This window comes from Paenibacillus sp. Soil787 (assembly GCF_001429545.1).
In the GTDB taxonomy this organism is placed as follows: domain Bacteria; phylum Bacillota; class Bacilli; order Paenibacillales; family NBRC-103111; genus Paenibacillus_E.
The window spans coordinates 838,311-850,623 of record NZ_LMSP01000001.1 but is presented as its reverse complement, the minus strand read 5'-3'; the positions used below and the strand labels follow the sequence as shown (position 1 = coordinate 850,623).

Below are 12,313 nucleotides of genomic sequence, written 5' to 3'. Positions count from 1 at the left end.
GTAGAAGCGTTATTTCGTGATATACACGTTGGAAATGGGATAGCGGAACGTCGTAGTTCCGCTAAAGTACGAGCGGCTGCTGTTTGATATGATGCTTCGGCTTGAATTCACTTGGCGATTGGCCGGTCCAGCGCCGGAACTGCCGCGAGAAGTGGCTAGCTGAATGGAAGCCGAGTTTCTCTGCAATGTCGGTCATCGGCAAATTGGTTGTGACGAGCAGCTCTTTGGCTAGATTCAGCTTTTGTCGGCTGACATACTGGCGCGGCGATAGTCCGTACACTTTGGAGAAGAGCTTGCTGCACTGACTGCGGCTCAGATTGAGCTCTTTCGCAACCCCCGCGACGGACGCCTCTTCGCAGAGACCGAGCGATAGCTTTTCTTCAATCGCATGGGCGACATCCGCTATGAACAAGGAGGCGTGTTTGTCCACCGTAGGCGCATGGTTTTGTTTGTACGATGAATCATGTTCGCGCAGTAAATGAAGTACATCATGGATGATAAGCAGGGTGTAGGACTGCAGCAGCAGTTTATCCTCGAAGCGCAGAAAATGCTGTTCTTGCTCCGCGTCCTCTGTCCGATTGCGATTCATGATAGCTTCTAGTTCGCTTATGTAGAACTGAAGCTTGCTTTGCTCCGCATCTTGATGATGGATGTGCCGATAAGGAGTAGTCGAGAGCAGGCTGCGTATTTCGGTATCATCGAGATCGAAATGCACATTAAAGTAACCGTAATTGGTGGCAGCGCTATTTAAGGATTGATGCCTGACGCCGGATTTGATTAGCAGCCAGTCTCCTTGCCGCATCGTAATCGATTCACGGTTCATTTCTTGCACAACTTCACCCTCCGAGCAATAAAGCAGCTCAAACAAATGATGATGATGCCGAGGATAGTGCCATCCTGGAGGCTGCAAGCCAAAATGGCATCCTACAACTTGTAAGGTATTGGTCATATTCGGAAAACGGTACAAATCATCCATGAAGGGCTCCTTCCGTTCGTCATCGCTGTACGATCCATCATAACATTTTAATTGGCACATTTGGTATAGAAGATGATCCATTTGGAGATTGAGAGAGAAGTGCTTTTTCAGCGATGATGAAGGTGAAATAAACCAAATCGCAATCATAATCCGGAGGGATCATTATGGCTAATTTACAAGTGGGAAATAAGCAATTTCTATTAGATGGGGAACCATTTCAAATGTTGTCTGGAGCTATTCATTATTTTCGCGTCGTGCCTGAGTATTGGGAAGATCGTTTATTGAAGCTCAAAGCCTGCGGGTTTAATACCGTGGAGACCTATATTCCTTGGAATTTGCATGAACCCCAGGAAAATGCGTTTAAGTTCGACGGAATAGCGAACATCGTGAGATTTGTGGAGCAGGCTGGCGAGGCGGGTCTGCATGTGATCGTGCGACCTAGCCCTTACATTTGTGCAGAGTGGGATTTTGGCGGATTACCAGCATGGCTCTTGAAATATTCGGATATTCGGCTTCGCTGCATGGATCGGGCTTATCTGGAGAAAGTCGATCGTTACTATGACGCGCTGATCCCTAGATTGGTTCCGCTGCTTAGCACAAATGGTGGACCTATCATCGCGATGCAGATTGAAAATGAATATGGCAGCTACGGCAATGATATAGCGTATTTAACGTATTTGCGGGATGGACTTATCAAGCGCGGTGTAGATGTTATGCTGTTCACGTCTGATGGTCCGGGTGACGGCATGCTGCAGGGCGGGACGATTCCTGACACGCTTGCCACGGTGAACTTCGGTTCTAAGCCGGAGGAAGCTTTTGATAAGTTTCGCGAGTATCGTGTTGATGAGCCGCTCGTTTGCATGGAGTACTGGAACGGTTGGTTTGATCACTGGTTGAAGCCTCACCACACGCGTGAAGCGGGCGATGTTGCAGACGTATTCGACCGTATGCTTCGCGCTGGCGCCTCAGTGAATTTCTACATGTTCCACGGCGGGACGAACTTTGGCTTCTACAACGGAGCGAACCATGACGGTAAATATGGAGCGACAATCACCAGCTACGACTATGATTCGCCTTTGTCTGAATGCGGTGATGTGACGGAGAAATATATAGCTGTCCGTGGCGTCATCGCAGGTTATCTAGGCAAAGATGTTAAGGATTTCCCAGAATTACCTGCACCTATTAAGAAGAAAAACTATGGTCGTATTACGTTGACCGAACAAGCAGATCTGCTTGACCATTTGTCATATCTCACTGAGACCGTGAAGAGTACTTGTCCAGAGCCGATGGAGAAGCTTGGTCAAAGCTACGGTTTCATTGTGTATTCCACGCACGTGTCCGGGCCGCGTTCCGGTGAGAACCTGCACCTGCAAGAGGTACACGACCGTGCGCAAGTCTTCTTGGACGGTGTCTACCAAGGCACGGTGGAAAGATGGGACTCGCGTCCACTCCCGATAGACATTCCTGCTCAAGGCGCGAAGTTGGACATTGTAGTCGAGAACATGGGACGCGTCAACTATGGTCCGAAGTTAAAAGACTACAAAGGCATTACAGAGGGTGTGCGGATGAACAATCAGTTCTTGTTTGATTGGACGATATATCCACTCCCACTGGAAGATTTGACGGCGATTCCATTTGGAGGCTTCGCTGAGGTGAGTGAAAGGAATGATCGACCTGCCTTTTATCGTGGGGAATTTACCGTAGAAGAAGCGGGGGACACGTTCATTCGTTTGGACAGCTGGTCGAAAGGCGTTGTCTGGATTAACGGGTTTAACTTGGGCCGTTATTGGGAGAAAGGGCCGCAGCAAACGTTGTATCTGCCGGCGCCATTACTGCGAATTGGACGCAATGAAATTATCGTATTTGAATTACATCATACGGAGAAGCCGGTCATCGAACTGACGGATACGCCAGATTTGGGATAACTTGTACTCGGAGGGATTGACAATGGCATCGACAATAGCAGTCAAAAGAGTCATCATTCTTGGCATAGATGGAGCGGGGGCGTTTGTCAGCGAAGCTGATGCGCCGTATATCGATGCGCTCCTCCTGGGTGGAGCCAAAACGGATCATGCCCAGACCGTCTTTCCCTCTATTAGCGGGGAGTGCTGGGGTTCTCTGCTGCATGGTGTAACGCCGGAGAGACATGAGTCCCATTTGAATATTAAAATGGAACGGAACTACCCGGCAGTCTCGGCAAGGCCCTCCTTATTTCAAATCATTAGTGAGGCCAAACCTAACAGCAAGTTGGCTTCCTTTGTCTCATGGGAGCCGATCCAGACCGGAATCATTGAAGAGAACGATGCGGTTTATAAATACGCTGCACCGGATGAAGAATTGGTTCCTGCCATTGCCGCGTATATCCGTAACAATCCGGATTTTGAGCTGCTATTCGTTCAGTTGGATGAAGTGGATGCTGCCGGCCATAGGCATGGGTATGGCGCCGAGGAGTACTTAATGGCTATCTCGCGTGCAGATGATCAAATCGGTGAGATCAGTAAAGCCATTCTAGATGCAGGAATGCTGGAAGATAGTCTGATTATTGTAACGACGGATCATGGCGGCGGGGGCTTGGATGCCTTCAATCATGGCAGCGATCATCCTAAAGACATGACGATTTTCTGGGGCTGTCGCGGTCCTGGCGTTCTCTCAGAGGCTGATTTGGCTGGCCTGACTATTATGGATACGGCCGCCGTCGTGCTGTCAGCGCTAGGCTTACCATTCCCGGATGATTGGGATGCCAAGCTTCCGAGCGGGTTGCTGGTGAAACCGGAGAAGCGCTGAAGGGTGAAGTATGGCGACTGGAGCTAGCCAGACGCCGAATGTAATAAGAGCGAATCGTCGTCTCAAATTTATCGTAAAGGAACCTCCAAATCCACAAGTCGAACCCGAACCCGAACCCGAACCCGAACCCGAACCCGAACCCGAACCCGAACCCGAACCCGAACCCGAACCCCGGTCTCCCAACCAGCGCGGACTCTAAGCCCTGCCTATTTTACAATCAACAACCCCTTTCATCGAATAATGTGCTCATGAGAGGAGGGAACGCGTTGGAGCAAATAACGATTGCTGCTGTCGGAGATTTGTTGATGAAAAGTGAAATCATTGACTCTGCTAAACAAGGAGACGGATACTCGTTTGATTCTATTTTTGAACCCATTAAACCTTATCTAAAGAACCACGATCTAACGATTGGTAATCTGGAGACGACCTTCTCTGGGAACAGGCAATTAGGAAGGATGGGAGTCCGTCCCAAATGCAATTGTCCAATAGAACGAAGGAATCCGAGAACCGGATACCCCGTATTCAATTGCCCGGATGCACTGGCAGCAACGCTGAAAAAAGCAGGGTTTCATGTACTGACAACTTCCAATAACCACTGTATGGATGGTGGCGCAGCTGGCTTGAAGCGAACATTGAAGGTCCTTGAACAACACGGGCTCAAGCATACAGGTACCTCTCGTACCCTTGATGAAGCTAATCAGCATCTGATAATGCGTGTAAGGGAGGTAAATATTGGCATTTTAGCCTATACCAAAGGGACGAATGCCATACCTGTTCCTCATCGATGGATGGTGGATCCCTTGGATCGAAAAAAGATGACTGCAGATATCCGCCAATTGAAAAAGAAAACTGATTTCATCATAGTCTGCTTACATTTCGGGAAAGAGTATCAGACGTATCCGGGCAGAGATCAGAAGCAATTGATGCAGTTCCTCTTTAAACAGGGCGCTAACGTAGTCTTGGGTTCACATCCACATGTGCTGCACCCGGTAACTCAGACCGTAGTGAAAGACATCGATGGTAAGGCGCGCAACCGAGTCGCTGCATCCTCCTTAGGTAACTTCGTATCGTCGAAGCTGACGAAAAGTGAGAATACGATTCGGGGAATGATTTTGTCATTGACTCTAACTAAAAATGAAAGTGGCGTCGTAGATGTCCTGAAAATTGACGAAATTCCAACGATAGTGGAGAAGAGGAAAGCGGATAAGACTACGTTTACAGTTGTTCCGGTTAGATAAACATCAGAAATGAAAAGTGCCTTTGTCCGTTCAAATCGCACGGGAAGGGCACTTTTGTTGCATTTGATAAAAAGCAACTTGAAAAAACACCGATTTAGCTTGGCTGCGTTTCAAGATATTCTCGAACAACCTAAGATCTCGCGTCGTATCTTGGAAAGCCGATTTCAGAAAGCATTGGCTACTCCTAGAAACTAATCTTCCCTTAACCGTCATCGCCGAACGCATCGGTTTCAAACATACAGAATATATGAGTGTAGTCTTCAAAAGAGCAACTGGGATCAGGCCAGGGCAGTTTCGGCAGCAGAATAAACATTGAATGCAAGATTTGTAGAGTTTTTTGTATGCACCGAACGGTGTGTTTATTCTTGTCCAAATAAAAGGATATTTGCAATTAGAACATGATCTTTAATTCCTAGTGGACAATATTGAGCCTTAAACCATATTTTGTGGTAAAATGATCAAGTCAAAAAAATAGTTCATATGAGTTTGTGTAACTTCCTGCCGTCATTACGCTATTTTAGGAAAAGATCCGTATTTATCATAGACCGAACAAGGTAGAAAAGGTGGAAACGAGTTTATATGCGAAAAATTACTTTACTAATACTTATTGTTACCTTTTTGATTTCTGATGTGGCCACAGTAAAAGGAAACGAATCCGATAACCTTCATAAGGTGTTAATTATCTACAGCCTGAAAGATGAAGCCGATATGAAACAGGTGAAAATATTAGACATATTGGTAGGACATTTTACAAAAGATAGTACCATTATTTCTGACCAAGAGATTGATTCTGTAGATAAGAATAATTATACTCATATTTTATATATTGGTTTACAGAAGAAAACGCTAGAACCTAGACTAATTGATTATATTGAACTGTTCAATGGTCCTGTCTTTCTAATTAATAACAATATTGAACAATTTACGAAACGGTTTTCTTTCGTACATACCAAAGGAGCTACAATTGTCAATTCTGTTAAATCAATTAAAAATGGTCTGGAACAAAGTCTACCAGAAGGCCGATTAGCAACAATTTTAGAAACAAGTGATGTTTTAACCCGTGTATTGGTTGAAGGTAAAACAAAAACGGGGAGTGTTCCTATATTAATTAATAAAGATCAGTCCTATTATTTAGCTATTGAATCTTTGTTTAATCCAATAGGTAATATTGTGGGAGAAACTCTCTTTGCTTTCTTTAATGAAGGAAATAGTAAGGGGAAAACTCTGTATCTCCGTCTTGAGGATGTCCATCCTAAAACAGAGGTTCGAAAATTAAAGCAAATTGCCGAATATCTAAAGAATATGAACATTCCTTATATGGTTGCGGTTATTCCCGTATATACAAATCCCAAAACGCATAAGGAGATGCATCTTAAAGATGCACCTGAGCTTGTAAGCGTGCTAAGGTATATGCAGGATAACGGCGGCAGTATTATTATGCACGGCTATAGACACCAATATCGCGATTCTGAAACTGGAGAAGGATTCGAATATTGGGATGTTGAGCAGGATAGACCCATTATGCAAGATAGAAACGAAAAAACACTAACCAAAAACGATTTCAATTCAGAGCAAGCCTACAAAGAATATGTAGAAAAAAGTGAGAAATTCGAAAGTGACTATATTGAAAATACTCTTAATAAGGGCGTACAAGAGTTAGTAACTCATAAACTTTACCCACTTGCATTTGAAGCACCTCATTACGCAATGTCACAAAATGGTTATAAAATTACTGCACAACATTTCACTACCTATGTAGGGCAACTCCAAATATCTAATCTAACATGGAAGAGTGATTATGCACCCCTATTTGAAACTAAGCCCAACTATTTACATGGAATGAACCTGCTGCCTGAAACTATTGGGTTTATTGCTCAAAATGATGAAAATGCTTTAAATAATATGGTGTCTCTTGCATCTAAATATAATAATTATTCTGATGTTTATATTTCCGCATTCTATCACCCTTATTTAGGGTTGGAAAAGCTTAAAAATGTAATAGAGAAATTACAAACGATACCAGATGCAAATTGGCTTGACCTAAAAAAACGCAATAATAAGGTAGAGGTATCAGGAGTTACCATTGTTTCTGATTCAGGAGATATTAAGGTTGATAAAGCGCCTTTCGCAAGTGATTATGAGAGGAATTACACGATTAAAAAACGTGTGATTTGGTATGGAATTCCCCTAACCATTCTTGTTTTGGTGCTTCTCATCATATGGCGGAATAAAAAACAAAGAAATAAGTGAAGGTGCGCAAATGATTTCTTTATTCAGATATTATAAAATAATTTGTGTTTTGTTATTGATGGTTATAAGCGGAATTACTATCACCTATTTCCTGAAGGATTATAAAATGAAAATATCAACTTCAGCTACAGAGAAGTTCATTCAGCAATACATGATCAATCCAAATGGAACATTTGCCACCTATCTAATGGATGACGTTTCGGTAAATGCTGATACAGTTGCAGGGAGAGAGGCACTTTCTGAATCAATGGGCCTCTGGATGCAATATGCTGTATTAAAGCAGGATCAAAGCATGTTTGAAAGTAGTTATCGATTATTGAAGAGTCACTTTATATCTCCACAAAATTATATTATTTGGAAACTATCACCTAATGGACAAGTTTCAGTTACAACAAATGCCTTGGGTGACGATTTTAGAATAATAGATTCCCTTTTAAATGCCTCTATTTTATGGAATGATGACGAGTATCAGGAACTAGCAAAGGAAATATCAGATACTTTGGTCACTTCCGTTCAAATGAATGGGTATTTTGTAGATTTTCATGATTTTTTGAGAGATGAGTCTCCTAGCACGCTTAGCTTGCCGTATGTTGATATATCAGCTTTGAAAAAAATGAATCAGAAAGGAATAATTGATAATTCAACTTATGTAAAGTATTCAGATTTGCTTTTGAAAATGCCAGATGATGGCGTGTTTTTCCCAAAAGTATTTGATGTAAATACGAAACAATATGTATTTGACGAATCTGTCAATATAATTGACCAATTAATCGTTGGGATACATTGTGCCGAACTTGGGCGTAAATCAGAGGGGCTTATTTCTTTTCTAAAGACAGAATTTGAACATCAAGGTAAACTTATGGGACGTTTTACGAGAGCTAACAGGAAGGCTGATGTAACTTATGAATCCCCATCCATTTATGGATTGGCAATCCTTCTTGCAATAAAGTCGGATGACCATGACTGGGCTAAGAAGCTATATAAGCGTATGATATCTTTACGGGATCAAGACAAATCTTACATCGGAGGCTATGTGTTCGATAAAAATACACATATTTTTGATAATTTATTCCCTCTTTTAGCGGAAACTGCAATAAAATGAGTCTAAGGTACTAGGAAGTTTTTGTCGAAAAGAAGTATGCTAGGTAATAAGAAAGAAAAGAATTAAAATATCAGTTCAACTCTTTTTTTAAAAGGCAAAGCTATCGAAAGATAGTGACGCAAAGCCACGGGTCTAAAGCGACTGCTATGACCGCCGGGCTACCGGTTTTTCTTAAATCGTGAGGAGTGAGTCATATGCTAAATGCTTTTTCGTGTATTCGCAAATTAAATATTATGTTAATTGGTTTTTTAATCTTCAGTATTATTCCTACTGATTTTGCAGCAGCCTCATCAGTATCCCCTACGGAATCCTTCATTATCAACAATCTGTACAATCCTAATCAAACTATTGCTACTCGCCTAACTAACGCAACGAGTTCATCAGACCCTGATACAGCAGGCGGAAGAGAAGCTTTATCCGAATCCTTAGGGCTTTGGATGAAGTATGCATTAAGTAAAAATGATAAAAATTTATTTGATACCAGTTATCAATTATTAAATTCTTATTTTACGACAAGCCAAGGATCAGTGTATTGGAAATTGTCATCTGACGGAACAAGTCATGTAACTACAAATGCAATGATTGATGATCATATTATTATTGAATCTTTATACACTGCTTTTGAGCAATGGAAGTCCCCGGAGTATAAAACAACTGCGGACAAGTTGAGCAATACAAGCAAAACCCATAATATGTTAAATGGTTATTTTGTTGATTATTACGATTTTAATTCTTTGTACACCGTGGATAATATTACCCTATCTTATATAGTTCCATCTGCCTTGAATCAAATGCTTAAGTATCAACAACTGGATAAAGCAACTGTAACGAAAAATATTAATTTGCTAAAATCGCTCCCAACTGACAATTCATTCTTCCCAAAGAGCTATGTAGCAAAGACTAAAAAGTATATCTATGACAATCAGATTAACATGATTGATCAAGTGTATATTGCTCTTCACCGAGCTGAGAACGGCGTGTCTTCCCCCGCACTTTATACATTATTGAAAACTGATTTCTACAAGCATAACCAACTGGTTTCAGGCTATGACCGTTTATCCAAATCACCGAATTTGAATGCGGAATGTCCTGGTCTCTATGGTTTAACTATCTTATATGCTTTGGAGGCGGGGGATCAGCATTTTGCAGTTGATTTATATAATAGAATGATCATGTTACGAGTTTCAGACCAAACAAGTCCATATTATGGTGGTTATGTTTTTGATAACGATTCCTATTCCTTTAATAATTTATATGCTCTAGTAGGCGAACAAACATTAATCAATTTGGGATTAGTTTACTAAAAAAAGAAACTAACTAATGAATATAAAGAAACAGCCTACTCGGCATTATGCTGAGCAGGCTGTTTCTTTGTTCGTAGATAAGAAAGTATAAGTTTTATACTTTTGCTTCGCATCTATCTTGACAAACGCGCTCGTCTCTGAAGGACGACGGAGTCGTTTATCCTTGCTTCATCCTCTTTTACTATTTATGCTTGACGATAATCGTCTTTGTGTCATTGTTCCATTCTACGGATTGGTGAAATCCTTCGCCTACGAAGCGAATGGGTATCATAGTTCGATTGTTTATGATTTGGGGAGCAACTTCTAATTGAATATCTGCCCCGTTAGCTCTAGCGAGTTTGTTCTGAATTTGAGTCCAGATCGTATATCCATTAAGAGCTGCTTCAACAGACTTAAATTCATCATTCCATTTAAAAGAAGCTTTTAATGCAAGAAGTAAATCTGTTAATGGAAAGAGAGCAACACCATCTTCAATGACAGGAGGTTCTGTAAATTCGACAATCTTTCCTTCAATAGAAACATTAACTTTAGTGCTAATACCTTTAAATTCTACAGTATTATTGCCCACGGGGAGCTCTATGACGAAGTGTCCTTTACGATAATAAATGGTTGGTTCTATTCGTTTGCCATTTAGAAGTACAGCTTCCGGCATCTTATTTAATTCAACTGCTTTTAGATGCTTCTCATTGTATGTAAGTGTGAGCCCATTAGAAGTTCGAGTACTATTAAGGAGTTCGCCATTGAAATTAGTGATCCACAACTGGTCGTCTTCATCCCTAGGTGTTAATTTCAATGTATAATTACCTTTAGGCAGCATGATGCCATTCGTTCCGCCAGCAGGCCACTGAGAGCCGTTGATCGAAGCTTCATACATAGGACCTTTGGGACCTGTGTCAAAAATAAAAGAAGTGGGAGCATTGATTCTGGTTTCCGTTGGTGAAATGGAAGTAGAAGAAACTACTGAACCAAGTGCGTAAGAAGCATATTTATAATTATCTAAATTTGAAGCTTTAGGTTCATAAATAGCAATTTGTTTGAAGTTTTTTGCGCCCTCAGCGATTAAGGAAGTAAATTCAAGTCCAGTTTGTCTCATTGTCGGACGGTTTCCCTGATCTGCCCGGTCGATAATGTTGATATCGAGAGATAAAGTATTTGAAGATAAAAGCTCTTCATTATGTACACGGGCCATCATATTATAACGATCAGGTCCCTTGTTCCAAAGTGTGAAAGGATCTTCTACTACAAAATCAAAATCATATTTAGATTGGAGCGCGAGCAACTCCTTCATATCAACGCCTATTTCTTTGCCTAGCTCCTTTTCGATCGACGTATCCACATTGGTAATAATTACATCTAGCGGCCGTGACCAAGCATGAGCAGAGATATAATTTAGTAATTCATTATGATGTTTTGTGATAAGCTTAATACGTTCTTGCACATAGGATTGAAGTAATTTCGCATCCTTTTGGAAGTAGTTCTGGCTTTCTAGAGTAAATATCTCTTGGGGATCGACCCCGTACTGTTTCTTGAAAGTCTGACGAAAATTATCACTCATTGGTGTAATTACATCATTTTGCAAAAAATCAGTATTGGGAGATTCAAAATACAATTCAGATATATTAACTCCATCCCAATCAAAGGCATCTAAATCTTGTTTAATTACTTCTTTTACGGCTTCCATACATTCTGGGATTTCTAGCGCCATTAAATATCGCCAATCAATATGGGCATCCTGACCACTTGCAGTCTTTTGTCTCCACTCTGGATGTTCGTCCCAGAAGGCTTTTGAAACCATCGGTAGTTCAAACCAACTATAAACTAGAAGACCGTTAACATGTGCTGCAGCAATAAATTTACTGAAGAAGCTGTTAATTAGATCAGGACTATACCAGTTGCTCAAAAATACCTTTTGGATTCCCATGTTCTTAAGACGCGATGCAAGTATTTCTGGATCCTGGTCATAATAGTAACCCCAATCGATAAAAGCAGATAATCGGTCAATTTTAATACTTGATTGCATATTTAAATAATCGAATAATATCTCATGAAAGAAAGGGAATCGATCAATTCCCCATGAATCTTTAACGTCAAGTGGAACGCCTAGATAAATAAATTTTCCTTGACCGATCTGACCGCCACTGATTACAGGGGAACCAGAGTTTTTATCACTTACAAATGTTTGTCCCTGGTAAACCGAAAAGACACGCATCTTAAGTTGCTCATTCCAGTGTATAGCCGTGTCTTTATGCATTTGGTCCACTACATCACGGACGTTGATGATTTCCGGATTAATCTTCAGACCAAGCTTACCTGCAAAGTCTGAAGGACCCTCTGTAATGATATTCATTCCTTTGTTAGTCTCTTTAATAAGAAGGTCCTGTAACTGCGGTTCTAAGGAAGATGCAGCCTCTTCAGGAATAATAACAACTTTTACCTTTGACCAATCAATGGTCTCGGAGATCCAATTAATTTGTAATCTGAGCCCAACAGAGAGCAAAGCTTGTACATAAGGTTTAGCAAAAGATTCATTCGAATGATCCTTAACTAATACAATATAGGAATTACGCTGAATAACTTCTGCTTGAGTTTTGGTGGATAGCCCTTGAAATAATATAGAAACTAATAGAAAAATTGATAGCAATTTAAACAATTTACTCAA

9 protein-coding genes and 1 riboswitch are annotated in these 12,313 nt (G+C 41.1%); of the genes, 7 read left to right on the top strand and 2 right to left on the bottom strand.

All coding sequences use genetic code 11. The annotated features are described in order from the left end of the window. Positions 1–61: 61 nt before the first annotated feature. Positions 62–976 (bottom strand): AraC family transcriptional regulator, encoded by a 915-nt coding sequence (locus ASG93_RS03375; RefSeq protein WP_056828810.1) that lies wholly within the window; start codon positions 974–976, stop codon positions 62–64. A gap of 164 nt (positions 977–1,140) precedes the next feature. On the opposite strand from ASG93_RS03375, the gene ASG93_RS03370 reads away from it, so the two are divergent. The 7 genes from ASG93_RS03370 (at position 1,141) to ASG93_RS03340 (ending at position 9,654) form a co-directional block, all read left to right on the top strand. Next, positions 1,141–2,901 carry a glycoside hydrolase family 35 protein gene (locus ASG93_RS03370; RefSeq protein WP_056828805.1) on the top strand — a complete coding sequence of 587 codons (1,761 nt, stop codon included), beginning with the start codon at positions 1,141–1,143 and terminating at the stop codon, positions 2,899–2,901. Between the two features lie 22 nt (positions 2,902–2,923). Continuing rightward, the gene (locus ASG93_RS03365; protein WP_056828803.1) at positions 2,924–3,760 is read left to right on the top strand and encodes an alkaline phosphatase family protein; all 837 of its coding nucleotides are present in this window, start codon (positions 2,924–2,926) and stop codon (positions 3,758–3,760) included. A 266-nt stretch (positions 3,761–4,026) separates the two neighbouring features. Further along, a complete protein-coding gene (locus ASG93_RS03355) occupies positions 4,027–4,998 on the top strand; it encodes a CapA family protein (RefSeq protein WP_056828799.1) in 972 nt (323 codons plus the stop codon). Between the two features lie 103 nt (positions 4,999–5,101). Beyond that, positions 5,102–5,314, top strand: coding sequence for a helix-turn-helix domain-containing protein (locus ASG93_RS37050; protein WP_082614697.1), 213 nt, complete (start codon positions 5,102–5,104; stop codon positions 5,312–5,314). 263 nt (positions 5,315–5,577) lie between these two features. Beyond that, a complete protein-coding gene (locus ASG93_RS03350; RefSeq protein WP_056828797.1) occupies positions 5,578–7,248 on the top strand; it encodes a polysaccharide deacetylase family protein in 1,671 nt (556 codons plus the stop codon). Positions 7,249–7,354: 106 nt separating this feature from the next. Continuing rightward, a complete protein-coding gene (locus tag ASG93_RS03345; RefSeq protein WP_235550710.1) occupies positions 7,355–8,350 on the top strand; it encodes a glycosyl hydrolase family 8 in 996 nt (331 codons plus the stop codon). A gap of 83 nt (positions 8,351–8,433) precedes the next feature. Then, positions 8,434–8,516, top strand: a riboswitch (cyclic di-GMP riboswitch). Positions 8,517–8,544: 28 nt separating this feature from the next. Next, the gene (locus tag ASG93_RS03340) at positions 8,545–9,654 is read left to right on the top strand and encodes a hypothetical protein (protein ID WP_056828793.1); all 1,110 of its coding nucleotides are present in this window, start codon (positions 8,545–8,547) and stop codon (positions 9,652–9,654) included. Positions 9,655–9,835: 181 nt separating this feature from the next. On the opposite strand, the gene ASG93_RS03335 is transcribed toward ASG93_RS03340, so the two are convergent. Further along, complete coding sequence (locus ASG93_RS03335) at positions 9,836–12,313, bottom strand: stalk domain-containing protein (RefSeq protein ID WP_056828791.1); 2,478 nt, start codon at positions 12,311–12,313, stop codon at positions 9,836–9,838.

Coding starts and splice junctions, on each gene's coding strand:
- ASG93_RS03345 (WP_235550710.1), top strand. CDS start 7,355: ATGAAAATATCAACTTCAGCTACAGAGAAGTTCATTCAGCAATACATG.
- ASG93_RS03375 (WP_056828810.1), bottom strand. CDS start 976: ATGGATGATTTGTACCGTTTTCCGAATATGACCAATACCTTACAAGTT.
- ASG93_RS03370 (WP_056828805.1), top strand. CDS start 1,141: ATGGCTAATTTACAAGTGGGAAATAAGCAATTTCTATTAGATGGGGAA.
- ASG93_RS03365 (WP_056828803.1), top strand. CDS start 2,924: ATGGCATCGACAATAGCAGTCAAAAGAGTCATCATTCTTGGCATAGAT.
- ASG93_RS03350 (WP_056828797.1), top strand. CDS start 5,578: ATGCGAAAAATTACTTTACTAATACTTATTGTTACCTTTTTGATTTCT.
- ASG93_RS03340 (WP_056828793.1), top strand. CDS start 8,545: ATGCTAAATGCTTTTTCGTGTATTCGCAAATTAAATATTATGTTAATT.